The following is a 26,340-nucleotide window of genomic DNA, read 5'->3' as shown; positions in this document are numbered from 1 at the left end:
AAAATACTTGGATTAGGAAAACCGTCGTCAAAATGAAATCTTACAAATTTTATAAATGCCTTTCAGTATTCGTATGCATTTTAATTCTATATTGCAAAAAAGAAAATTCGGAAGAAAAGAATATTCAAAAAATCGGCATCATCAATTCGAAAATTGGGATCAGACTATTTTTTGAACCAATCATGGGGCCAGGTTATAGGCAGTTAAATTTTCCATTTGGTACGGTGGTATCAATATTAGAAACAATTCCTCCCGAAGAAAATCGTGGATCAAAATACGAAAAATATAGTTGAGATAGACTCAAAAAATAAAAAATGTTTTGATCCCGTTCGATGGTACTAATTTTTCTTTTTTCTTAAAAGCTCCCTTATTAAATCCTTCGTGTCCATAGCAACCGCACTTTTTAGTTGTTTTGATTTTAACGCGCGCTTTACGTCTTCTTTAACTCCACTGAAAACTTTCTGCGCGGGAATTGCGGGTTGAAAAAAATCCCGACTGAACTGGTTTACAACGACGAACTTTACAAAAGATCTTTGAACGTGACCATTTTTGTACACCTGTTCTCTCGCAAAAACGTTTCCTTTCCCAGTCATTCCAGGGTCTTGTCTGTATTTGTACCGGTTCCGTGTCACAACCTGACCGTGCGCGTTAGGTTCTTTGTAGGTTCCGGTTTTTATTAGAACAGAATTGATTTCGTTGTGTTGGGGCGACACGGGAGTGCCGTTTTCGTTTTTGAAAATCGGAACAACAACGTAAGGTCCATGCGGACCCATTCTTGCGCGGCTTCCGCCAAGAAGTGCAGGACGCATATCATACCGACCGCGACCGTTCTCGATAACCTTCATGTAATTGTATTTACCTTGATTCGGATGAAAAACCTGAAACCCTCCCGGAATTTTTTTGATTAAAATCCCCCCTCCTCCACCGGCACGATTGGACATAGCCATCCTTCCCCACCATGCAGGTTTTGCGGAAAGAACGTTATGACTCCACGAACTTTTGGCAGCGACCGCGATTTTATTAAGGAGTTGTTTTGTTCTTGGAAACTTGCCTTTTTCGTAAAGTGATTCGTAAGAGGACATTTAAAAAAGGGGGCTTTTACGCACCCCAAAAGAATTCAGAAACACAAAATCATATTAAACTTAAAGTCTTACCGGAACGTTTGTGAAAACTCTAAACTTTTCAGGTGCTACGTTTTGTAAGACGTGATAGCCTTCCACGATTCCATGGCGACTTCTAAACGATCCGCCCGCGCCGTATGGAAACAAAGTTTTCGTGTATGGAAGCAGCTCCGAAAGAACCAGAGTTCTGGTCGCATCACTGGAAGATTTTGAGTTAAAATCTCCGACGACCATGATTGTCGTTCCGGGTAGATTTTCGTTCAAATCTTGAATAATCGTATTTGCACCAAGGTGATTTCGATTCACTTCGGTCATGTACAAAATCAGATTCGAGTCCGGTGCTGTTTCTCGAAAAATCACGTATCTTGTTTCGGGTGCACCACCGGTTTGCGGCGTTATTGTTAATTCCGCGGCGCCTCCGTTTGGAATTGAAACTTGGATTTCATTACACGCGCCTGAGAATTCTCTGAGAGTTCCCGAACAAACGCGGTATTTGTAATTTCCGACGTAACTTCCCGTGAAAAAAGAATTCGGAACACTTGCGATTGGATCAATTGTTACTGTCGGCGTCGGAGGCGAATCTGTGTCGCTTGTTGCGCCTTCCACTAAGTTCCCTGCGGCGTCGCGTCTCATAGGAACGCCCCACTCGTGGCGGTCCATCCATATATCGTCGTCAAACGCAATCACGTTTCCTTTCGCGTTCGAGTCCGCGATTCCATAGACGATATTTGATAGAGTAGTATTTCCAGGCGATTGGCTATTGTTCTGTAGTACAACGTTACTTCCCAATCGATCGAAACTTTGATCGTAGAGTGCCTTTGTGGCCGGGTGCATTTTTGCATAGTTCACAAGACCAAAGGCTTTTGTTCTAATTTTAGAAGAGTAATATTTTAACTGATCAATCGGAGGAAGCGATCCCCTACAATCGTAATAATATTCATTTCCAAGAGCTTTGATTTGTGTTTCGAAACCGTCTTGTTCGTTTCGATTTAATTTTTTTCGTCCGAACCAAATTCGTCTCATCTGGTTTTCCATCGCTCTACGGAGTGCTGAGTTTGATTGTATGAGCTCCGGATCTTGTGTGTTTTGAACCGTGTCTACGACTTTGTTAAACGTAAAACCTTCCGCGGTATAGTTTACTTCGTTGTAAAGCCTTTCCATCTGTGCATCTCTAAAACTCGGTTCGTCGGACTGCCCTATATTCGAAACTCTGTACCAAGCGCCGCCGTGAGACGTCTGGCGATTGTATTCGGCGAGTGTTTGCGTAATCGTTCTTCTTGGAACTTCTTTAAGAAATTTAAAGTCCTTGTCGGTTGAAACGATCGCGACTTCCACTTTATCCATCAACTGCATGGACAAAGTCGCACCCGAAGAATTGAAATCTACAAACGGACTTGCGCCGTTTTGGGCCGTGTTTGCTTGGAAACTTTTTTGAATTTCGAGTAGTTGATCTAATGAATACGGACCGATCATTATTTTTGAACCTCTCTGAACTCGTTTACAAATTTAAAAGCACGGTCTGAAAGTTTCCAAGTGGACTGAAAATAGGAAACGTCTTCTAAAGAACACTGACCGCATTCCATTCCCTTGATGATAAGTTGTCCGACTTTGTCTCTGCCTTCAACCGAAACATAATTTTGAGGAAGTATGTTTGAATTGGATTTCTGCACGGTTATTACAGGTGTCTTTTCGTTTGCCGGACGATTCGAAAGTCCTGTAAAATCAGATTTTAATTTTAGAAAATCGTCTTTGAATTTCAAATTTTCTTCGGAACGATCGAGAAGGTGTTCAATTGCCTCCGCAAGAGTTTCCTGATTGGATTTCAAGACCTCTAATGCGTTTTGAATATCAAAAAAGGAAAATTGAGCTTTTTCGATTTCGTCTTGCTTATCTTCTTTATCCTTCTTTTTCTTTTTGAATTGTTCTTTTTCCTCTTCTTCGTCTTCATCAGAACCATTTTCCGATTTTTGAATTTCGTCGAAATATGCGTCTACAACGTCAGATGCGAAATTCGCCGCAGACTCCTCGTCGACTCCTTGCGCAACCGCCCATTCTTTGATTTTTTCCGTGTCGGCAGTGATTGAACCTGCATCGAGTAGTGTCGTGGCTTTTAAAGCTAAAACTTTCAAGTCGGGTTCGTTATCGCCCGACTTCAATACATTGCTTACATTTACGCGTCTTTTAAGTCGCGTTATAGCGTTTTTGAGCATTCGTTTTCCTCGTTTAACTTTAAAAAAATTATATCCGCAAGGTTTTCTAAATCCTGACCTTCAACACAGAACTCGTTTTGAAGAATCGAACGCACCCAAGCGGAACGGATCTCGCCTTCTCTTGTAATTCGATTGGCAATATCGGAGTAAATTAAATCGACGTATCGGTCTTGTGCATCCGGATCGGATTGAAAGATTTTGGAAAAAAAATCCAGACGCCTTTCGATTCGAGAGAGTCGATCTTCATCAAAGATAACTTGAGGAGTTGCGGGCATGATTTCACTCTTTTCAAGATCCTTTAGAAATACCGCACCCTTTAAAAGCTGAACGGCAGTATCCGGATTGATTACTTCCTGGAGTGGCGCAATCGCGCATTTTTTTAGTAAAATCTTACGGATTGTTTTTCCAGAATAATCTTGAGGTCTCGCAAATCCTGAAACGGACGCACCCCAACCGTTGAAACCAGCTTGAAGCCCTTTGCGAATTTCTTCCGCGAACGTGTTCCCTGGAAAAAGACTTCCTTGGATGTATAACCCGTCTTCTTTGATTCCAAGACTTGAAGGAAAATCATCTTTAAATCCGATCCGGTTTGGCGATCCTATGATCGCTTCTGTTTTTGCTTTTTGAAGTTCTACCAGTTTTGAACCCGTAAGGGTTCCGCTTGTTTTTAACTCCCTAATTTCTTTGTCAATATGGTCGGTAAGATGATTGTAATCAAAATAACCTTGTTGCAGAAACGCGTCACGCATACCGCGGTCTTCATACGCGGATTTTAAAATGATTTCACCTTGTCGGTCTTCACGCTCGGAAGAGGCTTTGACTAGAATTTTGATCGCACCGGAACGTTCTTCCGGCGAGGCCTTAAGGATATGAAATGGGTGTAAGAAAACGGTATCCGTCATAAAAGACGGAATACAATGCAAATCGTTATCGGATTTTTAGTTTTTAGAGATTACCTTTTGATAAAGTTCTTAATTGCGAAATCGCCTCTTAGAAATCTGAAAAGGTGTATAAAGTAATTTCTTTCTAAAACAGTAAATGAATATAGATCGAGGCCCAAAAGTGGGTTCATTACCTTGGGAACAATTCCTTGAACTCCGTAAACGGTAAGCCCGAATCTATCGAATTTTCCTTTCATCGTAATTCCCATGTAAAATAGATTGTACAACTTTCCTTCTTCAATGCGAAAGTTTGCTATAATGTTGTATCGGGATTTTATCATGATAATTTTAAGATTCCGAATATACGAAAACTATACTAAGGCGGCCCCTAGTGGAACTCCCCGGATTCCAATACGCCTTGCCTTGTGTTTGAGATTTTATCAAGTCGGGCGAAATATTTTCATATACCCCAACCTCTTTTAAATCAATACAATTCTCATCTAAATAACACTTAGGATCAGAGTTATTTCCAATTGTTAAAGAAGAATTTCCGTCAAAAACACTTTCTACTCGTATCAAATTTAGAAATACGATAGAATTGATAGGCAGGTTTTCCCCTAAATTGTATGCTCCTAAAGGACTCGAAAAATCAAGTTCGATCCGCGAAACGTTCAATTTTTTAATTGGATTGGAAGATTGTATTTCATCGTTCGAAAAAGGTCCGAGGAAGGAAGGCATTTTTTACTCCTCCAAGTAATTCGAAGCCGACGGACTCCACTTGAAAGACACTTGCGTATTTGCTTTTACTTGCCCTTCGCTGAATTCGTCCACAACGTCCGTAATATACCCGAAGGTCGAAATCTCATCTTCGGGAAATGGATACTCCTTTCTTGGAGTCGTCGTTAGCTGAAACGGCATACCGGGTCGGATCGGAATAAACGGAAGATCAAAAGATCCGTTTGCAATTTTTAATTCTTCCAAATTGCAAAAAATGGAAAATAGCATATCTCTGATTCTTGAAAGTTCACCCTTGTAATTTTCTTTTTTCCCGGAACTTAAATTCTCTTCTTTGAATACAAGACCGGGGATCTTTACATGCAAAAGCCGCGGGCCGAAAATCGATCTGATTTTGTCCTCGTATTTCGGTTCGGAAAGCACAGTTCCAAAAGTTTGAAATGTGTTTTGGATAACATGGACCCCTGAAACAACCCCTTCTTCTGATTCTTCAATTTTGAAATTTTTTAGATCGTCTAAAAGAAACACATAACCCTGATCGATACCGGCGGATCTTAGATCCCGGTATTTACCGTCTTTCGAAAAAAAATAAAACGGAGTCGGACGAAAGACAACTTTGGATTCGTATCTGCCTACCTCGTATTCTTCGAAACTGCCGGATCCGATTTCACCAAAAAAAACGCCTTTTCCGAAGTGATCTTCAATTTCAAAAGATTCTAACGGATCGACAAAAAGTTCATAGAGCGGTTCGCAGAGATAGGAACGAAGAATTTCCCAAAAATTCACATACTGACCGATTGAAAATGAACTAAGAACTTGGGATTCATAAACGAAGTGTTCCGTGTATGCTTTTTTGGGAGGAAGAAAAGTGAGAAGCGCATCCGGATCTTTTTGGTCCGTCGGACAAAGAATCTTTTTGTCTGAATACCGCGGAACATTCAAAAGTTTACAAAAAAATTCGTCCCAAAAGTTCTTTAAAAGGTCGCAGAGTTGACCCTGCAAAAAAACCTTTGCCGCGCTTGTGATTACGCCTGCATAAGATTCTTGGGTTCTTGTTTGCGGTTCTCCTTCGGTTCTTTGAAAATCTAAAAATAGATCCGTATCGGAAAGAACGGTTTCCATCGGTGAAATACTAACAGAAACAAAACTTTTTCCTTCGGGTGAATACTCGCGGTTTGCGGTTTTCACCTTACCTGAGTTTAATTTTTTAAACCGGACTTCTTTTGAACCATTGGATGAGTTGTCATAATACAAGAAAACGATACTACGAACTCTGAAAATATTCTTGAACCGCTTTGATTCTCCGTCTTTTATTTCAGATAACGGAAGCGGATCAGCTTCGCCTTTTTGAACTAAATACTCTTCTTGATAGGGAATCGAAAGAGAAATTCCGCCGCGACCGGCGGACAAAGACCTGTGTGACCGGATATGAGTAACGTATTCGATGGGAAAAAATATTCCTTGCGATGAGCCGGGAAGTCTAACTTCAATCCCAAGGCGTTTCGGAGGAATTGAAATATCGGTTCGTTTTGAGATAGAAAGAGTTTCGTCTGTGGATTGAGGCACAAGAGCGAATATATACGAAATCCGTTATATCGGCGGACCCGATTTAGTCGGTGCGAGTGGGCCTGGGCTATACGTATGACCGTGTGAGTTAAACTCCTTACCGGATGATACGATTCCTTCGCCGGATTCAATTTTGCCTGTGGCTTTGATTTTACCTGTTTGATCGGTATCGCCTTGGATTTTTAGATTTCCCTCGATTTCAACGTCAGATTCAATTTTTAGTTTCGAAAGAGTGAATTTTCCTTCTCCCGTTTGGAAGTTCAGTTCAAAGACAACGCTTTGTGACGAGTCATACACTTCAATTTTGTTTGTCGTTTGCCTGACCGCATATCCGGATTCGTGAAAATCAATTACGTCCGTTTCCGGATCGAGAAACGAAAACTTTTCCCAAAACCGCGCAAGGTTTGAAAGATCAGTATCTTTTGTCGGGAATGGAAAGACCTGCGTTACAATCGGGCTTCTGTAAGAACCTGACAAAAACTCAACTAAAACGAGTTGGTCTTTTTTGATTCCGAAGGCGCGTCCATGCGCGTTCCCGGAAGGGAAAAGGGCCAGACCTAAAGTTCGAACGTTTTTAAAAATCTCTCCGAAGGTCGTTATCAAATTCACTCGAAAACGGGGAAGAACTTCTGTAACGCGTGCGATTACAGGAGGCGCAATTCTTGAATCCGGGGACTGCGGCCTTTCCTGCCATTCGAAAGAATCGTTTGAAAAATTTCTCATACAGACAAAACCACGCTACCGCCGGAAATCGATTCGATTCGGAATTGAAACAACAGATTGTCTCCGTCTTGGATTACATTTAAAAAACTCGCGGAACGTATTCGCGGATCGGACCGAAATTGATTTAAGAATTCTTGAATGTATTTCTTTTGAATGATCTCATCGGAATGAATTCCTAAAGGAATCGGATTTCCGAGATTCAACTCTTGAAAGAGCGAGCCTTTAGGAATATCAATCAAGTCGAGCTTTTCGTTTATGAGTGCCTCATCCCCTTCCACAAGCGCCAAATCACCAGTCGGCGAAACTTCAATTCCACGGTTAGAATTTAGGCGTATATCACATCCTAATAATGCAATTTCCAAATCTTTTGGATTTGGGTCTTCGGGAAGAGTTGTAAAGACGTTTGTATTTGTTGCAAAAGGAATTCGGATTGATCGTTTGAGACTCTTTGAAGAATCCTGAACGTTATTGTACCTTGCGAGTGCTTGACCCAGTTTTAGGTCTCCCAATTTTTCTTTTGCGATACTCTCCCAGGTGTCACCGGGGGAGGTGTAATAGATTCCGAACTCGTTGTCTACGGATGCGTAATTGATCGCGGCCTTGGTTTCAGTTAAAATTTCTTTTGCGGTAAATGCGTATCTGTAAACGTCGTTGTCGATCCAAAGACTCAAATCAGCGTTTGGCTGGAGTGACATTGCCTCAATTGAACCGGAAGAATCTACTGGAATTAAAAGTTGGGAGATAAGGGAAATGAGAGCTTGGCACTCGGTAACGGAAGAGTCCAGGTTTTGGCGGAATTCTGCTTCGTTGGAACGTGCTTTTCTATTTGCCTCATCGATACGATTGGAAATCTCTTCTGCGTGAAACCCACGCCTTTTTTTTGGATTCCAAAATCTTCTTTTGCACTTTCAAACGTTTTACGCGCAAGACGACCTTGTGAGTCAAATTGATCTTTCATCCTTTCCCAAGAAGTGGAAAGACGTTTTATGCCGGAAGAAAAAACTTTCAAACCGTTTGCGGCTCCGAGAAGCGCGCCGGAAAGTCGGAGTGGAAGATTGACCAAATTTTCAAGTTCGTTTACAAAACCTGCAATCGTCCTAAATGGACTAAATCCAGAGCGAACTAGTTTTCCGGTGATTCGAGATTCCAGTTCTTTTACGACTAAAAGATTTAAAGAATATTTGTACGTATTCGTATCCGAAACCGAACGTGAAATCGTAAACCCACTCGCGGGAACAATCACCTCAACCGTGCGGCCACGATCATAGTCACGGAAAACAAACGCGTGCGTTCTCCAGGTAAGTCGTTTTTCAGAAAAAAGTTTTGTGATCTCCTGCGCTTGTGAGTCGGTGGATGAATATTCCACTCGTTCCAGGCTTCTTGCAAAGTGTAAAGAAAACATAAAGTCTTGAAACTCAGAAAGTCCAGAACGGAAATCTCCACCGGCAAGACTCAAATAACTACTTCGAATTTTGTCGTAGTGAGAGGTAAGTTTATTTTTTAGAATCGCTTTCCCGGCAGAGAACGCGGACTGAATAAATCCGGAACCCGAATCCCCTGGAATTGATGATTTTGGTTTCTGCGGTAGCCCAAGATGGTAAATATGAAACTCACCTTCGAGTTTGATTTCGTGATTGTCGGGTCCGTAATCGATGACCACGACTCCGCCGAACGTTTTTTCGGAGTTCGTGCGGTTTTTAAAATTCTCTGTGTAGGAAAGCGGTCCATTGACAAAAAAATATTCAGACGAGTTCAGTGAATTGTGGGAATAGGTACCGTTTTTTAATTTTTCGTAAAACGCGAAAGAAAATACGTTTTCCGGTTCGTACGTAGGAGAAAGACTCCCTGAAAATGCGTTACTCGTTACCGAGTTAAAACCGGACTTCGCAACATCTAAAACACCCACATCCACACAGTAAGAAGGATTTTCGTATCGGAGGATTCTCCGATTCTAATTCGCAATTTACCTTGTCCTTCGTGACTGCGCCTTTTATTCCAAAGACCGAACTCGAGTATCGTCTCGCGATCCAAAACTACCTTGTCGCATCCGGATCGAGGCTTTCGAATTTCAATCCGGGTTCACGTATCTCTACGTGGATTTCCGCGATCGCTTCGGTTCTGGCCGAAGGCGACCTTAGAACGAAAAACGGATTTGAATATTCCATCCAAGAGGGAATGTATTCCGTTTTGGGATACTCAAGACTTCCGGGGCTCAAATCCGTAGGGATTGTTCGAATTGAGATAACTGGACATTCTGAAAACGTTATATTAAACGTTTTTACTTTAAATCTTTTCGGGCTTAGTTTTGAATCGGTTGCACCCGTTACGATTGCAGTCGGAGACACTTACGCAGAAATCGAACTCCGCGCAAAAGAACCCGGATCGGATTACAACATTCGAAGGCTTTCGATTAACACAAGCGAAGGTCTAGGAACCGTAAGTGTTGAACTTCCTCCAAATACAAGGATTTGGAATCCGACGGATTTTGCCGGAGGAACGAACAAAGAATCCGAAGAAAGTAGGCTCAAACGTTTCAGGAATTTTATTATCTCACTCGGGCGCTCAACCTCACTCGGAATCTATACCGCGGCGATTTCGATTCCGGGGATTGCGGGTGTGCAGCTCACAACTAATAAAAATCCGGTTTCCGGAGAAACTGAATTTGGTTGGATCAATCTCTATGTTTCCGATGGAACTTCAAATCCACCACAGACCCTTTTAGACCTCGTTCAAAAAACAATCGAAGGGGATCTAGAAGATCCGGAGAACTTTCCGGCCTATGCCGCCGCAGGAACCCAAGTCTGCGTTTTTAAAATCCCCGTAATCGGGATCAGCGTTCGTTTTGAACTCGATATATTTAAAAACTCGCAACTTTCTCCAGAAAATGCGCTCATCATAGCGACTAACGCGGTCACGTCTTACATAAACACGTTGGCAGTTGGCTTTGATGTTTTACTCAAACAGATTGAGGCAACGATTCTAAAATCTCATCCGGATTTTTACAGAGTTCGAATTCTAGAATTTTTTGGAAAACTGGCAAATGATCCGGTCCCCTCCCCTCTTCCAACACTTGCAGACATATCCGTTCCCTCGACTCACCTTCCGAGAACCGGCGGTACGTCCGGAGGTTTGATTTCCGGAAGTGCGACAAAAGTGGATCCGGCATGACAGACAACAAATTACTCGCGAGACTTCCTCAGTTCAACGAAACCGATCCTGTTTTCAAAGAACTCTTCGCAGACAAAGAAAGACACGAACTTTCTCCTCTAACCAATATCAATGATATAAACGCAGGCGCTACATACAACTCGGTCGAGTGGCACCTGCGATTTCAAGAACTTGCGGCGCGTTGTTCTTCTTTGTCCGAAGCGGAAGGTCATTTCTTAAGAAAATGGGCGGAGTTCCTCGGAATTGAACGCCCTGTCGGGATGAATGATCCCGAGTTTGTCGGGTACATCCTTGGTTATGTTCTTTCAAACGAACCTACTATCACAAAGACTGCACAACTTTTTCCGCGCCCGACCTTTGCGGTTCTTCGTCCCGACGAGCTTGGTTTTGCAAGTGACGTCTCGGCAACGGACCTTAGTCTCACTCTTCCAGGACCTGGAACAAAAGCTGTCTCTTCAATCATTACCCCCGATCGTTTGGTCAGCTATATCATATCAAACGACCTTTCGAATTTCACCGACCTTTTACTCACTGAACTAAACCGAATTCTTGCGGCGGGTACAGCCGTATACATTGGAGAAAGCTAAACATGTCTGAGGCTCAAGTAACTATCACAAATAACGAAGTCAAAATTTACTATCAAAACCAATTTCAAAAAATTACTGCACAGGATATTAACAGAATGTCGGGTGCGGAGACTGAAAACTCGATTGTTCCGGTTCTTTTGTCTGCGATTCTTGCAACGATCGGTCAGGACTCTGAAACCGCGATTGGTTTTGAAATAACATTCGTAAATTCGAATACAATCCGGGTTAGTTCAGGGATTATCATTCGAACCGACTCTGTGTATATCGTACCGGAGCTTTTACTTTCGCCGAGTTCCGGTTCCCTCGAAGGAATCTTCGAAATTGAACTCACGTCCTCTCTCACTGACCAGAAAGCGGTTCCGCTTTTTAACACTCAAACGGAAAGATTCACTCCACAAGCTCGCCCGACACGGAAAACTTTTTCCTCGCAAGTGTTCGAACAGTGGTCGGCTATTTCTGGAACTCCACCCGTATCAAATAACAGAATTGGTCTTTTGTCATATCGAAAGAATTCGGTCGGCGGTCCTGTCACCACTCTTTCCCGACTTCTTCCCGTATATGATCCGAAACTTATCGGAATTGATGTGGATCTTGATCCCGATATCGGGGAAAATGATTCACTCGCCGAAGCCATCAACTGGATTTACAATCACTTCGAAAACAAAGACTTTCTAAAAACAACACCCTCGCCCGGATACGACAACGCAAACTTTCGAATACGAACACAAGGAAACCTAGCCTTTTGGAGTAAGAACGAGGGAGGGAACTGGCTCCCTTTCGCATAACCCCGCCCGTGGGTCCAAGTTCACCCGTTCCTGGAGCGGGCGGCCACTGGGCGGGGAATATAGGCTCAAACCGGTATGACGTGTATCCGTTTGGATCATATACGATCGGAGATTTTTGGCACGTTGTGGATGCTCATATCGATTACGGATCTACGGTTACGGACTGCAATACGTGCGGGGGACAAGACTCCTGTCACCAAGTAGGGCCTTGGTTTGACTGTCTTTCTTGCCCAGGAGGGTATTCGCGTTCGGTCAGCATCGGGCTTTGTTGGGTCGGTGGAAGCCTTTTTGTGCCTTGCTGTACTGTGACTTGTTGCATCAACTCATGCAATACTTGTAATATTCCGAATTGGTATACGAGATACCGCGTTTTTAAATACGAATTTTTACAGTGGAAGCCCGTTCAAACCTATCAGGTCGCCGGACGGTATTGGAGTTAAGATTCTGCAAAATGAAACAAAGAAAACGGAATATTATAACAAACGGCTCTCCCTTTGTCTTTCCTGTCCGCTGCTTCTAAAAACCTTTCTCTCCGAAAGATGTTCTTCCTGCGGCTGTTTCGTGCGGCTCAAAGCAAAACTCGCCTCTCAGTCTTGTCCGATAGGGATTTGGGGGAAAGAATAACGGTATGGGATGTTGTAACGGAGGTAAAAACACATTGAACCAGGATTTAATTTTACAGCAGATCGGACAACTAAGCCAGATCGGAAAGAACAAAGGGAAAAGCGACGAAGAAGCGGGAAAGGATGCGTTTCGGTTTGTGAAAAGTCTTCTTGTTAAATCGCAGGAAATCGCAAGAAATTATCCTACCATAAATAAGGAGTTGATTTTTCATCAAATGGCTTCTCAAGCATTTTCTCAATATCACACAAACGACAACCAAGATGAGATTTTAGATACGGTAACAAAATCCGTTTCTGCTTTTGTGGAAATGAGTAAAAAACTTTCCGAGGAATTCGCCGTATGACCTCAATTATTTTTAAACTCATCCATCCGTTCCGGTTTTTACGATCGGGTCTTTTTACTTCCATTTCTCTTTGGTCGTACAAAAAAACAAAATTCATTTTTCGAAACTACTGGTCTTTGATTTTTGAGGAGATTCCCGTTTTTTCTTTCAACGTTGTAAAGCGCAATAACCAAAAACCCTTTAGCAGTTTTCGAATCGCGGTTCTTGGTTTTGAGTTGGTGGTTCTTTTTTACAAGAAGTAAAATACTTGCGGTCAGAGGTTATCCCCTTGGCCGAATTGTAAAAATTTTTCATAGTCTCCGAGTAAATCCTCCTTTACGATAAATTCTAAAAGTCTGTCTCGATCGATGTAGGTTCTGTCAATACTTTGCAGGATTTCATCAAAGACCCTGTGTGTTAGTTTTTGAAAATAGAGACCTTCGGTTAAAAGTGCGCGGATTCTTAAAACTTCCGGATGATGCCTAAAGGGTACGTTCAAAGTTTTTCTCCCACTAGTAGAACTTACCCCGCTTTGAAGTATCGGAAACGTTTTAGGTTATGTGACGGTTTCAGACTTTAATACGTTAGAAAGTTCGATTGCTTCCTCTATGTCTGCGAGAAACGACCTCGCAAAAAGCATAGGAATACTCGAATCATCCTCAATTTCTTTCAGTTTGGATTGAATCGAGTTTTTGATTAAAGTCAGGTCTTGGATAATGACTCCTAGTTTCCCAAGAATCGCGACTGAATTCACTCCTTTGTCCGAGGTAAGCGCAAGCGAAGCGGCAAGTTCTTTCGCAACATCCGGAGACAAAGACGTGATGTTATCGCCTAAAACTCGGTTATACGTTTTCATAAGGGTCTCGACCATGACTTGAAGCATTTTTGTATTCGCAGACGCTTTCTCTCTGGAACCGACTATATTATGAGCTTCTTTTTGTACGTTCGATGCCACGGAATCAAAGTCGAAATTCTCAAATTCTCCGGACTGTAATTCTTTGATATAGTTTTGAAGGACACTCGGACCGCGACTTCCGTATTTCGAACGGTTTTCTTGGTACCATTTAAAGGCGCGGATCTGGATTGTAGAATTTGGTTTTCCGTTTGCGTCTTTTGTAAAGGTTCCGATCACTTCCGCGATTCCTAAAGGAAGTGATCTGTCTTTTTTCTCGATCAGACGAAATAGTTCGGGACAAAGATTTGTAAGTGAAAGTCGTCTTTGAATCTCACCGAGTTTTTTTCCTAACTCTTCTGAAATTCTTTTTTCGTCCCACCCGTCTTCTATCATCTTCGCATACGCTTTGGATTCGTCGGTTGGATTTACTTGTCTTCGTTGGTTCTCCGAAAGTTGCGCGGCCAGTCTTTTGTTATTACTCGCAAACTCTTTTACAACTACGGGAATCTCTATATTCTGGTTTAGCTTTCCTTCCTCGATTAATTCTTTTACCGCTTCGTAGCGGTGGTGTCCTGCGACAACCGTCCACTGATCGTCTTTGAAATCGATGGTCATAGGAAAACCAGGATCGTATCCGTTTTTTTCGATCAGGACTTTTAAGGAATCGATCTGGTTTCGGTCATAGTCTTTTTTCGCGGTGTATTGCTCGATGACCCGGATCTTTGGAAAGGGAAGACTTGTCGGATTTGTATATCCTTTTTTCGGGCGTTCCACTTTTGGTGCGGCTTTTCTTTTACGTTTTGGTTTTACTTCTTTCTCATTTTTATTTTGGGGTTCTGAAACGATCTTCCAGCCGTCTTCCTTTTTTTCATGCGTAAGACCGTCGTTCCAAACTTTCTTAGTTCCAACCATATCCGCAGGGCGACCAACGTCGACCTTTAGGATTAAGTCAAATGCGTCTCTTGTTTCCTGGTTGGATTTTCGCACCCTTTGAAATAGTTTCTGCTCTTCGGAAAAGGAAGACGTATCCGCACCTTGAAAATTAAATTCATATTGAAGAGGTTCACTCTTTAGAATCTGAAATTCTTCTTTAGAAGTTTCACTTTTCAGAATTTGAATTTCGCGGGCGTTCTTTCTTACCTGCAAAAGTCTCGATTTTAAAAATTCGATTTTTGGGTTTTTAAGTTCTCTCTTTGTATCCCCTCTTTCAAGCCACTCCTTAAATTGAGGAAGTGTAAGAGTCACGATACTTCCAAGTCCTTTCCAGTTTTTTGAATAGTTCTTTAGGTATCCGGCGCGAGCGGCTTTTTCATCGTGAAACCCAAGCATAATCTTATGTTCATCGAAAGATCCGTCTTTGTTTTTCTGGTTGATTATAAAAACAATACCCGACTCGATGTCCGGACCGACGAATACGTCTACGTGATCCCCGTCCGCTCCTTTTGTGCGCTTTAGGTATCCGTAGTCATAGTGGATTTTATTTTTCCATGTGTTGCCGTCGTGGTCAGTTCCTGATCGATACGATCCTTTTTTGTTTTCGATCGTGATCGGAAGACCTTTTACCCAGATATGAGTTTTTTTGTAGTTCCCGGCGCGAAGCTGGGAGGGTGTAGGATCTGATTTGAGAATGTTTGAAAACAGACCCGAAGAGACAGACTTGTCTGTCTGTATTTTTTCCTCTTCGTTTTCGTTTTGGAATTCGGTTCGTTCGAAAAGGAAGTCTGATAAAAACTTTGCGCCGAGTGCTTTAAACTCTTTTGCGAGTTTCTTTCCGGCTTCCGGGGAAAGTTCTTTGGATGAATTTTTTAGAACGCGGAGAAAACACTTTCTCGAAAGGAAATTCAGTTCTATCTCTTTCCATTCTTCTCCTGCCTCATCCATAGCCCATTCTTGCCAATCGGAATTTTCCTTTGACATAGCAAGGTGAACTTTATCTAAGATTATTTCCGCAAGTTCCGGGTTAATTTCTTCTTTCTCTAGTACCTTCAAGGAAAAAGAAAACCCAGACCCGTTATACCGCTTCCGACGGCATTATGATTTCGATTTTTGTTTCGTTTCTTAGTTCATGGATTGCGCTTACAAGTGCGCTTCTTTGATCGCGGTCGAGAGATCTTACAAACCCCTTAAAATCCCCTGTCTGAAATAAAGATCCCCAAGGCAAAATAACAATCGCCGGATTTAATTTGTGAAGAAGCCTAAACGGTCCGACGAAAAGATCCTCAATCCGTTTTACAAAGGTCGGGACGTCTTTCACTGTTGCGGGATCATAGTGCAATGTCATAATTTGACCTGGAATTTCCGACTTAAATTGAATTTTGTGGATCCACGACTTAACTGCGATTTTATTCATTCCATAGAGATACAAAGGAAAGATTAAAGAAAGCCTCAGTCTGTGTTTCAATTCCGCGAGATAGTAAGTAAGAATCTTGTGAATTTGCGTTCTCTCAAAGGTTTGTTTGAACCTTTTCATTTTTTCTTTTAAATTGAACTTCATGTAAATTTTTTATTCTCCTGGAATCCCCCGCGTGTTTAAATTCGAGATCGGTTTCATTTTGAATAGCTTTGGCTTGTCCCGGTCTTCTCCGGAGCCACCTTCAATGAACCCGGATATTCGAAACGTCGAGTGATAGTCATAAATGAGAGAATAACCGTTTCGCGGCTTATCGGTTAGCCACTTGATCTTTGAATCTCCAAAGAGTATAAAATCTTTTCCTTTCTCGTGCGTTACAAGGCCGTGTCTACCTTTTGAAAAAATCCGGTCTATATGAGAGACAGGAGAATAAGAAAGTGTATCGTAGTTTCCAGTTTGAAATTGGATATACTCGGAATGCCTGAGCGTTGAGACAAGAAGCGTTACTAAATCCCCTTCACCCATGCGATAACCTCCGCCAGCGACGGCCATCAGTTCGCCTTCCTGAAACGTGATTTGGCTTCGATCAAAAATTTTCCGCGCATCCGAATCTTGACGATACGTTTTATATGCAACCTTGATTGGATACAGGAACTTGAGTTTGAAACGGAATAGCCCCGTGACCCTTTTTGGAAATACGACGCTATTAAAGGTGAATCCTGAAAACTCTACTTCCTCGGGTTCGCCTTCTCCGGAAATAAAGAAAACTTCTTCAACGCCGACGATCGCACCGAGTGGAAGTTTTGGAAAAAGAACGTATTCGTTTTCTCCTGTCCCCTCTACAAAAAGGCTTTCGGCCATCTTGACCTTGTAGCGGAGTAAAACGCTATTCCAGTATTTGAGGTCCTCTTCAACTTCGAAGAACTCTTCGTGGATTCGTTTGATCGACAAGGGTTTAAACGTTTCTCTTGAGATAAGAGTCGCAGAAGAGATTTCGGAAATCGGAGCAAAACGTGTAAAGACCTTCTTTCCTTCCACCCTGTAAGCCATTTCTTCCGAGATTTCCAATTCCTCTTGGAATGTCCTTACCAAGCCTTCAAAACAGAATTTGCAATCGGGAATTCTTTCCTCTTGCGGACACGGACAGGGCGTAAGCCTGTACCAAAGCGCAGACTCACCCCGTCTGTCGATCATCTCCTCGTTTGTTAAAGGAGTAAGAACATTCGGTTTTGTTGTGATCGAAAAAGGGGTTGTACCCCCAAGGCCCGATTTTCGCAATGTATTAGAGTCTTTGAATGTGTGTGGCTTGCGTTACGAACTCGGATCGTTTTTTGTCGTAACCGCGACGCAGTTCAAAAGAGACGGTCATTCCCACCTTTATGTGTTCGTCCTTTATCTCAGAATACTTTGCATTGAAAAAGTAATCTCTTCCGTCCGAGGTGATAAATCCGAAACCTCCTCGATTTTCTGTTCTGTTCCAGGGTACGTATTTTTTGATTGTTCCTATAAAGTAATCTTCTGTAGTGTCTTGCATTTCCAACTGATGTAATTTGCGAGCCAAGTCCCCGAATCTTCGGGTTCGTGACTACACATGGGTTCCTCCCAGACCCCAATTGAAAATAACTCAGTTTTTGTTATCGGGCCGTATTTTCTTTCGAGCCTGATTCGTTCCTCGTTAGCCTCCTCGTTTTGTCTGTATCTTTCATTGGTGACGAGTCTTCGTTTTGCGTCCCGGACTCTTCCCTCTCGAAATATTTCTGCGATTTCATCGTCGTCTTCTTCTCTTTCTTCTTCAAACTCTTCGTATTCGTGCGAACAGTTGGGATGAACCGGACAGCAAAGCCAAAACTCGGAAGTCTTTCGGTCAGCGTTGCTTTTTCCCGGCCACACCGCTGTGGTTGTAACTGGATCACCGTAAAACTGATCGGCTCCCAAAAAAACAAGACCAAGTGATTCCATATACTTTTTGTCGTGTAAGTGATCCAGAGAAGGAAAAACGCGCGCGATTTGGCCTAAGAATTCTTGGCACGTCTCACAACTCACAGGTTTGTGATTTTCTTCATGCAAAGAATTAGTAACTTCCGCCGGCGAAACGCACATACGTCACAGAGGGTCTCTCGTTTGCGAGACAGAGAAGTTTTCCGTTGTTAAAGTTTATCTGAACCTCGGTATATGCAAACCGAGCCATGTCCCGGTTTAGATGATCGGTGACAAGTTTCTCATATCGTCTTTCCCGACGTCTCCTGAGTGAATCCGAAATCCCTTCTTCAAAAAGATCTAGGCTTTCTTTGATTTCGTCGTCATCGGGTGAAATCATAAGGGAGCGGATTTCTTCCTCGGTTGCGTTTCGCGCGAGTGCTTCCGCGATCTGTCTTCGATACATCTTCGTAATCAGCTCATACGCCTTTCCTTTTCTTTCTCCGTTTTTGTCATATATGGCAAGCCATTCCGCGCCTCTACCTTGTGCATATAGAAGTCCATATGTTTGTTCTTTCGTGAGTCCAATCTCTTCTTGTAAAAGTTCAATGCCTTCAAGTCCCGGAAGATTGTTCGCCTTTGCGGTCTCGGAGAATTCCGGCAAAGTCATTTTTTTAAGTTCGTCTTCGTTGACTCCGCGACCGAGTAAGTACTCTGCGACATATCCAAGGATTGACGCCTTGTTTCGTTCGTTTAGATAGATCCGGTTCCAGTCTTGCGCGAGAAAATCAAAAATCTCCTGATCGACCGTTTCTAAATCTTCACGTCTTACGACTCCTTCGGGAAATTCTAACGTTCCGGTTTGATTTCGAAGATATGAGTAGTCTTGACTCGGTTCAGGCGATATATTTAACGTTCTTGGCATATACCTCGGCCTATCAAGTAACTCCCCAAAAAACTTTCTTCGCAAAGCTCCGAACACGTCCGACCAAGTCGATTTTGAAACTCGAAAATGAATTCCGTTCTTTGGATCACCAAAAAACGCGTATTGGAGTGAAAGAAAATAGAAAAGCCAGGCATAGGTCAGTTCACGGACCGAGCGGTATTCTGAGAGCGGAGATTCCCGTTTCAAAGTGAATTCTCCTTATCTATCTCGATGATTCGGTAAGAAGTTTTTCCGCTTTCCAAAAAAGGATATGAAGAATCGTATCCCGAGAGTTTTGGTTAAAGGTCGCAGAAATTACGGAATCAAATACGACTTGCCTGTCTTGCGCGGAAAGAGACTGCACGCGATTGGAAAACTCGGTATCGGTTTCGATAGTCCCAAAACGGATTCCAGTCTCACGTAGAATCTTATACGCCTTTGCAAACGTAAGATACAAAATCGTATCCCGATTCTGTGAATTCGATATCGAAGAAATAAGGCTGTCAAAAAGGGTTTGTTTTGATTTTTCGTCTAAACCCAAAATTTCCTTTGTAATTTCTAAATCCTGTCGGTCTTCTTTTTTTGCTTCCTGTTTTGAAATCTCTTCTAACTTTTCTTTTTCTAATTCGATCCTTGCGTCCGTCTTTTCCATGTCTAACCTCGTTTTCTTTTTTAAGGCTACTTGGTTTCAAGGAATCGGAATTTAGAATCTATTCCAACTCTCCCCGATTCCAAAACGGGAGAGTCTTTCTTTCCTGAGTGCATCAAGACCTTTCGGTTTTTGACCCATTTCTTTTTTTAGTCTTGCGAGTGAAGACGTTACGATTTGATTTTTTTTACCGACTACCCTGAGTGAAAAATACCGGAGTGCGTCCATTGCGTGGTCGTAATTTTTAATCGGAATCTCTTTCGCGTTCTTGTTATCCTTCGGATCCTCCCAAGAGTAGATTGAGAATTCTTCGATCGTATGAACGCACGACCGAAAGATACGAAGTTTGATTCCTTGCTCCACCTCGAGTAGTCTTATAACGGCCTGGATTCCGGTGGAAATATCCTTGTCGGCGGTGAGCGTTAAAAACCCGCACTCGGCCATAGTCGCACGGTCCTCCGCGTCGTGGTCGGCTGTGATAAAGAGATTCGGTTTACGTTTTGTTTTTAAAACCTCGCAGTGTGCGCGGACTGTTTTTTCGGAAACGTAATACTCGTCCGCGAGATACCAAGTTTCGTTCGACTTATCGAAATAGAACCAAAGGAACACGAAAGGGTTTGTGTAACCGAAGTCGATCGCACCGGCACAGTCCCAGCTTAAAGGAATCTCAAACGGTTCAACGATTGCAGATTCAAATTTCGGATATACAAGACCTTGAACGTCTACCCACTGTCCGAGATAAAGCCGGTCTCGTTCGATTCCCGTCATCTCTTCGAGCATCTGTTTATACTCATCACTTATATACGGGTTGTCGAGTGGCGTCCAGTGCCTGCGACTCATCCTCGCTATGCGGTGAAGTGGTAACGCGTTTCCAATTTCAGGGTCTTGTCTAAGAACGAAGTATTTATATATCCAGTGGAACCGGTTTCTCGGGTTACAATCTACAATCAGTTTGTTTGTAAGATCGGGTCTTACAAACGAGAGACGAGTTTTAATTTTTTGAAACGTGGAATACGAAACTTGAGTCGCCTCGTTTATAAAGATCGTGTTATACTCGGTTCCCATGATCTTTTCCACACGGTCGGAATCATCAAGTCCCGCGCCGTAAATCTCAGAACCGTTCGTAAACGTTACGATCAAATCCGATTCGTTGATTTCATAGTCGCGGCCTTTTACAAAACCCATGTCTCTGAGGCAAGGTAAGAGGGTTTGTTTCCAAACGGAAAGTCTTAGGTGATTGAGTCTATAACGAGCGATTAGGTGACGGGATTCTTTGGAGATCCAAGCGCGTGATATGATCGCTTTTATGACGAGATAGGTTTTACCGGATCTTGCACCGCCGTCGTAGCAGATTTCTTGGATATGAGGATCGGACCAATCTTCTTCAATCGCAAGGGATTGTTTTTCACTAAAGACCTTGGATCTTTTTTCAAATTGAAATTTCTTATTTTGTAAATTCTCCCGCTTCTTTGTCTTCAGGTCTCATCGTCCCGCCGATCAGCTTTTCAATCGTTCCGGGCTTCTCACCGACTCCTGAGACAATTTGAATGTTGACCGTTGCTTTCTCGTTTCCGTTTCCGGACTCTTGCCTTATAGTTTCCGGCAAATTGAGGGATCGGAGAAGCTCGCGGGTAAGTAGATTTCGAGATTTTAATAGGAGTGAAATTTCCATATTCGAGGTTTCAGAGTCATAAAGCTTTTCCCGCAAAAGGTCCAGGTACTGAGTCGCTTCCTGATTCAAACGTGCTAGCGCCGTGACCTTATCCGTCAATATTTGCACCGCGAATTCTTCCCTCAAATTTCCTACAATTTCCTCACGGTCCTTTGTCCAAGCCCGTCTTTGAACGAAGTTGTCTAAAGTCTTGTAGGAAATTTTAAATTTCCTACAAATATCTTCCCGTTTTTGTCCTCTAAGATATTCGCACCGTATGAGTTCTATTTTTTCTTCGGAAAGTGCGTTATATGAAACCTTTTTCTTAGGTTCCTTTGTTTTTTTTGGAAAAGATCTCTTCCCCACCTTTTTTTTCGCGACCGCCATTTGTAAAAATTTAGTGTCTTATTCTTAATCGTACAAAAAGTTTTCTTTCTTCTTTATTAAGCAAGTTTCCTGGCAAAACTTTGAAGATAGTTCTTTGCTTCAGTGCACGAACGAGAATCCAAATCGATTCCAAAAAATCGTCTTCCGTTTTTAAGTGCGGCCTTCCCTACCGTCCCCTCCCCTACAAACGGATCAAAAACAAGTCCGCTGTATGGACTGCCTGCTTTGATACAAATTTCAAAGAGTTCCTCGGGTCCGACCGCCGTATGACGGTTATGGGAATTCGGGGTTGCAATTTGCCAAACCGATCGTCTGCGCGCTGTGAAGTCCTGATTTTTGATTTTGTTTTTGATGATTCTGTTTTTTACGTTTGTCGGATCTTCCGCGCTTGTAAGGGAAAAGTTTTTGAGGCTGTGCGTTTTTTCGAGGGAATGCTCATTCACCCCCATTGCTTTTAAAAGTGATTTTGGGTTTTGATTTTCGTGATGGATTCCGTTTAAGGGAACGACAATCGACTTGAAATCAAAGAAATACCTCTCCTTATCTTTTACGAAAAACAAAACATACTCGTGCGAGTTTGTGAATCTTTTCGTAACGGATTCCGGCTTGCAAGACCCCCGATTTCCTTCTTTCGTCGTAATCGATTTGGCCCACACAATTTCTTGAATAAAATGGTATCCGATTCGACTCATCATCCGCACAAATCCGGATGGAATACAAAGTGCCTGCCCGTCTCGAAACGTGTCCCCTATATTGACAAAGATTGTCGCAGAATTTCTTAAAAGCGGACGAACTTCTAAAAATACTTTTCGAAGATTTTGTAAATAGTCCTTCGATTTTCTTTCTCTTCCTATCTCCATTTTCAAATTCAAATCGTCCTTATCAAGATACGTCCTTTTTTGAAAATACGGTGGTGAGGTCACAACCGAATCCACTTGACCTATATATTCCTTTGTCTCTTTCAAGGTGTGAATGATTTGAGCCGCATCGCCGTGGAGAATTTCAAAACTCATACAATTTTCTCCTGACAGAAAAGCGCAATTGACTCGAACAAATTATTCGAACACTTCCATTTCCCTGACTCAATTTCTGCTAAATACGACTGCGAATATCCTAACGCCTGTGAAAGCTGAAACTGTGTAAGACCGGCATCCTTCCTAAGTTTTTTAATTCTCTCTGCGGTTTCCAGATTTTCGTTTTTAAAGGTTTTGTTAAAATATTCGGACTTTGCGGCATCGATACATTCTTTTACGACTGTTTTGAATTTCCCTCGCCACTCATAATTGAGATTCCTTCCGGAGACTTGGAGGATAAAGTTTTCGTCGGACAGACCGCTTAAATTTACTCTGAGGCCCTTAATTTTCTTCTTCGCCCAAAGCTCAATTACGGTTTGTATGGTTTCGTCTTTTGTAGATCCGTTTCGAATTTTTTTCAGATCGGATTTGAGTGTTGCGACTGCTATGCCTGTCTTTGAGGAAATTTCATTTAACCTTGTTATGGTTATTTTCTCACAGGTCAAAAATTCGGGACAAAACTCTTTATATATCTTGATCCTTGTTTTGTGACCTAATTGTTTTTTTAATGTATTTCGTCTAATTAAATAACTTAGCTCGTCTTCCGGATTTACTTTGTATCCGTCGATTTGCTTCCATCCAAGCAGTCTTACGGCCTCTATTCTATGCTCACCCGATAGACAAAGGTAGTTGTCATTTCGAAAATCGTATTTTACGGATATGGGTTCGTGTAATCCTTCCTGTTGTATATTATTTGCTAATTCTCTAATATATTCCGGTTCTTTTTTTTCAAATAACTCCTTATTTTTTTCGTGATACTTTATCTTGTGAATCGGTATCTGCTCTATTTTTAAATTAGTTTTGATTACGTGTAAAAATTGGCGTTCTTGCATACCCCCTTGTTATTTTTTCGTATTTAAAAGAGTCCTTTCGTTTTTTTAAATTCCTTGAAAATAATTAAGGACTGTCCCCTTTTATCAATCAACAAAACCTTTTATTCTTTTTTGCGAATGTAGTTTAACAAAAAAGAATTACGGGGGTTATTTCATTCTCCCCGCGTTAGTTTTCAGATTTGATTTTATAACCTCCTTATTTTAAGCCGCTTCGCCGTTTTTCCAAACTCTCGTTTTTATGGGTCTGTAGTTTGTCTTTTTGGTATATACGTATTTTTGTACGGAATACTCCACTCCTAACGGCGCGCTTTGTTGCAGATCCAACGCCTTTTCGATCGCTTTTTTTAAACCTTCGTTTCCCGTAAAACATTCATGACCGGCCGCTCCCCAAACCCTGGGGGAATTATTTTGAGGGGCTATGTGTTTGTAGATATGATATTCTATTCGTTGGTCCATACTAACACTTTACGCCACGTCGTCATAGCCCTTTTGGGATTTTAGTATTCGAATTGCATCCATATATCTGATTGCATCACGGCGGTTCATATATAGATGTTCTTCGTCCTTTTCTCTTACAAAAAACGTATTTGTTTCTTCTAAGGGTTTTCGAACTTTATATTCTTTTTCTTTCTCGTACGAAATCGGTTCTAGTACATTTTGGTTGGTTAAATTTAAATGGCTCATGCAACACTTTCCTTTGAATTTTCTTTCCCATTTTCAATTATTGTTTTTTTAATTTCTGAGTTTTGAATAAGACCCGGATATATTTCGTTTACGAATTTTTCGAAAAGGATCTTTTTCGTTCCTTCGTATTTTAGAGGATCTGAGTTTTGTTCGTAATATTCTAATTGGGGTTTGAGTAACTTAGTTTTACCCCATACTAAAAAGCATTTGTAGGGATCTAAGTCCTTTATCTCTATTGGTTTGTCTGGCATCGGTTTTCTCTCATTGAATTTGGATAGATTTTGTTTTTCAGTTCGCATGATACTTTTTTCAGCTCGTCTTTCTTCTCTTACAAATAACCTGGACCAAAACTTAAATACGGATTCGGGACTTACCGACTGTTCATACCAAAACTTGGAATCTTGTTTTCTCAGTTGGATGAGTATCTTGATCTTGCTTTCGATAACGTTCCATTCTCCTTTAGAAAATTCAAAGAGTAAGTTGAGTGCTTTTAGTTCCGAGGCCGGTTGTCCCATTGCGCTTCCGTGTTCCTTTAAATAGTAGTCTTGGAAGTTAGTTAGCCAAGCAGCCGGGAATTGAAATCGCGGATTCTCTTTTTGTTTGTGCTGATCTTGATTGTGTTCTTCTCTGCGCGCTTGTGCGGGCGGGCGGTACTCTCTAGAAGCATTTAGTATTTGTGAAGAGAGTACTTGTTTTGATAGTCTTTGGTATATAGTATTTGGTAGGGTTTGATTTTCCGGGCTTGGATTTACCGCGACTGGATTTTCCAGGTGTGGGTTTCCCTGTAGTGGTAAATCAATTCTATGATTTTCTTCTTTCTGAATTTTTATTTCTTTTTCTATTAAAAGTTCCTTTTGTTCTTCTCTGTGCGCTTGTGCGGGCAGGCGGTACTCTCTAGAAGCTTTTAGTATTTGTGAAGAGAGTACTTGTTTTGATAGTCTTTGGTATATAGTATTTGGTAGGGTTTGATTTTCCGGGCCTGGATTTACCGCGACTGGATTTTCCAGGTGCGGGTTTTCCTGTAGTGGTAAATCCGGTCCTGGATTTTCCACTACAGGACTTTTTATTTCTTCTTCTGCAAAAAGTTCCCCTTGTTTCAATTCCTCCTTTTTAGAACGGTTCGGTATAGACTCAACGTCTGGCTTTTGAGATTCTTCGAAAAAGTACCATCCCGATTCAAATTTACCGGTTATAGTATTTCGAGTTTTTCGGTACTCCGCATAGCCAAAGGCAACTAACTCCTTAAATCCGGATGAGATACTTGACTCTTTGTCGGATTTCAGTCTAGTCATCCCTTTTACGGACATCCTCCAGTTATCCGGGTAACGTAAGGCTAATAACAGGATCGCCGTTGCCTTCAGGCTTAAGCGTCTGTCGTCTATAAAATGATTTTTGACTACGGTAAAGTTTCGGTCTTTTGGTACCCGATATACTCTTTGATTCTCATTCATAGATTAAACTCTTATTATGCGGCTTCGTGATTTCGGTTAGAGGCTACTTGCAAATAACGGGAAAACGGAATGTCTAATCCCCGTTTTCCTTCTTGTTCCCACTTCGTTTCGATATAGTCGAGAACTCTCTCGACCTCAGTTACGGAATGCGAATAGTAAAATAGATTCCCCCTATCTAAGAAACTAAGGCCTAGCTCCCCTACTCCGATTCGGATTTCAAAGTCGGGTATTTTTAAGTTTTTGTACAATCCGAGATCTGTAGGTTGTATCCGAAAATCCTTCTTATATAACAATATTTCGATTCTTGCTTTATTCCGAATCCTGAACCGGTCTACTAGATCCGGATTGTTTGCCTCAATTGGTTCCAACTATTTTTCCTCGTTAGTGATTTTTTTGTTCTTTTTCTTTTTATAGATGGGCTCACTCTCTTTCTTTATCATCACACGATCGATTTTTCAAAGTTCGTATCTTGGATGACCCATTTCTGTTCCGACTCTGTTTTGTTCGGATCTTTACAGTGAGTTATCTTTGAATACCCGAACAAATTCAGATTCTTTAAAATCTCATTCGTCTCGTTGCGGTATTTCCAGTGTATTGAGAAAGTTCTTTACGGAATAATTTGCCTGCGGCCTTAGATACAGTGCGTTGTAGAGTAGTCCCAGCTCGGCTGGCCCAAGCCTCTTATCATTCAAGAAAGCGCTGTCCACGCCAAACTGTTCGTTTATTTTATCTGTGTAGTAACTTCGAATCGCCCGGAGCTTTTTCATACGGCTACCTCCAAGATACGGTTAGAATTTTTAATT

The 26,340-nt window shown here is 41.9% G+C and carries 31 protein-coding genes and 1 pseudogene; 6 read left to right on the top strand and 26 right to left on the bottom strand.

The features are described 5' to 3' along the window. Positions 1-338: 338 nt before the first annotated feature. The 9 genes and pseudogenes from LEP1GSC062_RS15690 to LEP1GSC062_RS15650 all read right to left on the bottom strand — a co-directional run bounded on the left by LEP1GSC062_RS15690 (position 339) and on the right by LEP1GSC062_RS15650 (position 9,142). A complete protein-coding gene (locus LEP1GSC062_RS15690; protein WP_010576917.1) occupies positions 339-1,082 on the bottom strand; it encodes a hypothetical protein in 744 nt (247 codons plus the stop codon). Between the two features lie 60 nt (positions 1,083-1,142). Further along, the gene (locus LEP1GSC062_RS15685) at positions 1,143-2,594 is read right to left on the bottom strand and encodes a hypothetical protein (RefSeq protein WP_010576916.1); all 1,452 of its coding nucleotides are present in this window, start codon (positions 2,592-2,594) and stop codon (positions 1,143-1,145) included. Beyond that, complete coding sequence (locus LEP1GSC062_RS15680; protein WP_010576915.1) at positions 2,594-3,331, bottom strand: hypothetical protein; 738 nt, start codon at positions 3,329-3,331, stop codon at positions 2,594-2,596. Before LEP1GSC062_RS15680 ends, LEP1GSC062_RS15685 begins: the two co-directional genes overlap by 1 nt. After that, on the bottom strand, positions 3,313-4,233 hold the full coding sequence (locus tag LEP1GSC062_RS15675) for a hypothetical protein (protein WP_039942343.1): 921 nt from the start codon (positions 4,231-4,233) through the stop codon (positions 3,313-3,315). Before LEP1GSC062_RS15675 ends, LEP1GSC062_RS15680 begins: the two co-directional genes overlap by 19 nt. A gap of 50 nt (positions 4,234-4,283) precedes the next feature. After that, a complete protein-coding gene (locus LEP1GSC062_RS15670) occupies positions 4,284-4,553 on the bottom strand; it encodes a hypothetical protein (RefSeq protein WP_010576913.1) in 270 nt (89 codons plus the stop codon). A gap of 7 nt (positions 4,554-4,560) precedes the next feature. Next, positions 4,561-4,950: a hypothetical protein gene (locus LEP1GSC062_RS23710; RefSeq protein WP_010576912.1), complete on the bottom strand. Its 390-nt coding sequence runs from the start codon at positions 4,948-4,950 to the stop codon at positions 4,561-4,563. Positions 4,951-4,953: 3 nt separating this feature from the next. Further along, positions 4,954-6,513: a hypothetical protein gene (locus LEP1GSC062_RS15660; protein WP_020984773.1), complete on the bottom strand. Its 1,560-nt coding sequence runs from the start codon at positions 6,511-6,513 to the stop codon at positions 4,954-4,956. 24 nt (positions 6,514-6,537) lie between these two features. After that, a complete protein-coding gene (locus LEP1GSC062_RS15655) occupies positions 6,538-7,236 on the bottom strand; it encodes a hypothetical protein (RefSeq protein ID WP_010576909.1) in 699 nt (232 codons plus the stop codon). Next, positions 7,233-9,142, bottom strand: a pseudogene (locus tag LEP1GSC062_RS15650) (hypothetical protein). The gene LEP1GSC062_RS15655 and the pseudogene LEP1GSC062_RS15650 overlap by 4 nt, the downstream one beginning before the upstream one ends. A gap of 71 nt (positions 9,143-9,213) precedes the next feature. Between LEP1GSC062_RS15650 and LEP1GSC062_RS15645 the strand changes: the two are divergent. Genes LEP1GSC062_RS15645 through LEP1GSC062_RS15625 form a run of 6 tightly spaced genes read left to right on the top strand, consistent with a single transcriptional unit; the run spans position 9,214 to position 12,743 of the window. After that, complete coding sequence (locus LEP1GSC062_RS15645; protein WP_039942353.1) at positions 9,214-10,404, top strand: baseplate J/gp47 family protein; 1,191 nt, start codon at positions 9,214-9,216, stop codon at positions 10,402-10,404. Beyond that, the gene (locus LEP1GSC062_RS15640; RefSeq protein WP_010576905.1) at positions 10,401-10,991 is read left to right on the top strand and encodes a hypothetical protein; all 591 of its coding nucleotides are present in this window, start codon (positions 10,401-10,403) and stop codon (positions 10,989-10,991) included. The genes LEP1GSC062_RS15645 and LEP1GSC062_RS15640 overlap by 4 nt, the downstream gene beginning before the upstream one ends. A 2-nt stretch (positions 10,992-10,993) precedes the next feature. After that, positions 10,994-11,776 carry a hypothetical protein gene (locus tag LEP1GSC062_RS15635; RefSeq protein ID WP_010576904.1) on the top strand — a complete coding sequence of 261 codons (783 nt, stop codon included), beginning with the start codon at positions 10,994-10,996 and terminating at the stop codon, positions 11,774-11,776. Between the two features lie 8 nt (positions 11,777-11,784). Next, on the top strand, positions 11,785-12,216 hold the full coding sequence (locus tag LEP1GSC062_RS24980; protein ID WP_020984776.1) for a hypothetical protein: 432 nt from the start codon (positions 11,785-11,787) through the stop codon (positions 12,214-12,216). 4 nt (positions 12,217-12,220) lie between these two features. Beyond that, a complete protein-coding gene (locus tag LEP1GSC062_RS25600; RefSeq protein WP_039942350.1) occupies positions 12,221-12,400 on the top strand; it encodes a DUF6171 family protein in 180 nt (59 codons plus the stop codon). Positions 12,401-12,404: 4 nt separating this feature from the next. After that, positions 12,405-12,743, top strand: coding sequence for a hypothetical protein (locus LEP1GSC062_RS15625; RefSeq protein WP_010576903.1), 339 nt, complete (start codon positions 12,405-12,407; stop codon positions 12,741-12,743). 253 nt (positions 12,744-12,996) lie between these two features. Here the strand turns inward: LEP1GSC062_RS15625 and LEP1GSC062_RS15615 are convergent, their stop codons facing one another. The 17 genes from LEP1GSC062_RS15615 to LEP1GSC062_RS24970 form a co-directional block, all read right to left on the bottom strand. Then, on the bottom strand, positions 12,997-13,221 hold the full coding sequence (locus tag LEP1GSC062_RS15615) for a hypothetical protein (protein WP_010576902.1): 225 nt from the start codon (positions 13,219-13,221) through the stop codon (positions 12,997-12,999). Between the two features lie 57 nt (positions 13,222-13,278). Then, positions 13,279-15,606: a ParB N-terminal domain-containing protein gene (locus tag LEP1GSC062_RS15610; protein WP_010576901.1), complete on the bottom strand. Its 2,328-nt coding sequence runs from the start codon at positions 15,604-15,606 to the stop codon at positions 13,279-13,281. A gap of 22 nt (positions 15,607-15,628) precedes the next feature. Next, positions 15,629-16,111 carry a hypothetical protein gene (locus LEP1GSC062_RS15605; protein WP_010576900.1) on the bottom strand — a complete coding sequence of 161 codons (483 nt, stop codon included), beginning with the start codon at positions 16,109-16,111 and terminating at the stop codon, positions 15,629-15,631. A gap of 9 nt (positions 16,112-16,120) precedes the next feature. Next, positions 16,121-17,245: a hypothetical protein gene (locus LEP1GSC062_RS15600; protein WP_010576899.1), complete on the bottom strand. Its 1,125-nt coding sequence runs from the start codon at positions 17,243-17,245 to the stop codon at positions 16,121-16,123. A gap of 4 nt (positions 17,246-17,249) precedes the next feature. Next, positions 17,250-17,501, bottom strand: coding sequence for a cold-shock protein (locus LEP1GSC062_RS15595; RefSeq protein ID WP_010576898.1), 252 nt, complete (start codon positions 17,499-17,501; stop codon positions 17,250-17,252). Next, entirely contained in the window at positions 17,471-18,034 is a 564-nt protein-coding gene (locus LEP1GSC062_RS15590; RefSeq protein WP_010576897.1) for a hypothetical protein, read from the bottom strand. The genes LEP1GSC062_RS15595 and LEP1GSC062_RS15590 overlap by 31 nt, the downstream gene beginning before the upstream one ends. A gap of 4 nt (positions 18,035-18,038) precedes the next feature. Continuing rightward, positions 18,039-19,016, bottom strand: a complete 978-nt coding sequence (locus LEP1GSC062_RS15585) for a hypothetical protein (RefSeq protein ID WP_010576896.1) — start codon at positions 19,014-19,016, stop codon at positions 18,039-18,041. Between the two features lie 16 nt (positions 19,017-19,032). Beyond that, positions 19,033-19,461 (bottom strand): hypothetical protein, encoded by a 429-nt coding sequence (locus tag LEP1GSC062_RS15580; RefSeq protein WP_010576895.1) that lies wholly within the window; start codon positions 19,459-19,461, stop codon positions 19,033-19,035. A gap of 51 nt (positions 19,462-19,512) precedes the next feature. Then, complete coding sequence (locus LEP1GSC062_RS15575) at positions 19,513-20,937, bottom strand: PBSX family phage terminase large subunit (RefSeq protein WP_039942337.1); 1,425 nt, start codon at positions 20,935-20,937, stop codon at positions 19,513-19,515. Next, positions 20,903-21,496: a hypothetical protein gene (locus LEP1GSC062_RS15570; RefSeq protein WP_010576893.1), complete on the bottom strand. Its 594-nt coding sequence runs from the start codon at positions 21,494-21,496 to the stop codon at positions 20,903-20,905. The genes LEP1GSC062_RS15575 and LEP1GSC062_RS15570 overlap by 35 nt, the downstream gene beginning before the upstream one ends. A 56-nt stretch (positions 21,497-21,552) precedes the next feature. Beyond that, positions 21,553-22,509 (bottom strand): DNA-methyltransferase, encoded by a 957-nt coding sequence (locus tag LEP1GSC062_RS15565; RefSeq protein ID WP_010576892.1) that lies wholly within the window; start codon positions 22,507-22,509, stop codon positions 21,553-21,555. After that, the gene (locus tag LEP1GSC062_RS15560) at positions 22,506-23,402 is read right to left on the bottom strand and encodes a ParB N-terminal domain-containing protein (RefSeq protein WP_020984767.1); all 897 of its coding nucleotides are present in this window, start codon (positions 23,400-23,402) and stop codon (positions 22,506-22,508) included. Before LEP1GSC062_RS15560 ends, LEP1GSC062_RS15565 begins: the two co-directional genes overlap by 4 nt. Positions 23,403-23,603: 201 nt before the next feature. Then, positions 23,604-23,858 carry a hypothetical protein gene (locus tag LEP1GSC062_RS15555; RefSeq protein ID WP_010576890.1) on the bottom strand — a complete coding sequence of 85 codons (255 nt, stop codon included), beginning with the start codon at positions 23,856-23,858 and terminating at the stop codon, positions 23,604-23,606. Between the two features lie 9 nt (positions 23,859-23,867). Continuing rightward, positions 23,868-24,086: a hypothetical protein gene (locus LEP1GSC062_RS15550; protein ID WP_010576889.1), complete on the bottom strand. Its 219-nt coding sequence runs from the start codon at positions 24,084-24,086 to the stop codon at positions 23,868-23,870. Beyond that, complete coding sequence (locus LEP1GSC062_RS15545; protein ID WP_039942335.1) at positions 24,083-25,537, bottom strand: helix-turn-helix domain-containing protein; 1,455 nt, start codon at positions 25,535-25,537, stop codon at positions 24,083-24,085. The genes LEP1GSC062_RS15550 and LEP1GSC062_RS15545 overlap by 4 nt, the downstream gene beginning before the upstream one ends. Before the next feature lie 14 nt (positions 25,538-25,551). Then, positions 25,552-25,905 (bottom strand): hypothetical protein, encoded by a 354-nt coding sequence (locus LEP1GSC062_RS15540; protein WP_039942333.1) that lies wholly within the window; start codon positions 25,903-25,905, stop codon positions 25,552-25,554. Between the two features lie 195 nt (positions 25,906-26,100). Continuing rightward, complete coding sequence (locus tag LEP1GSC062_RS24970) at positions 26,101-26,304, bottom strand: hypothetical protein (protein WP_010576886.1); 204 nt, start codon at positions 26,302-26,304, stop codon at positions 26,101-26,103. Positions 26,305-26,340: the final 36 nt, after the last annotated feature.

The sequence above is a fragment of the Leptospira alexanderi serovar Manhao 3 str. L 60 genome (assembly GCF_000243815.2).
Classification (GTDB): Bacteria; Spirochaetota; Leptospiria; order Leptospirales; family Leptospiraceae; genus Leptospira; species Leptospira alexanderi.
Note: the sequence above shows the minus strand (reverse complement) of the source record. Positions and strands in the feature narration are given on the sequence as shown.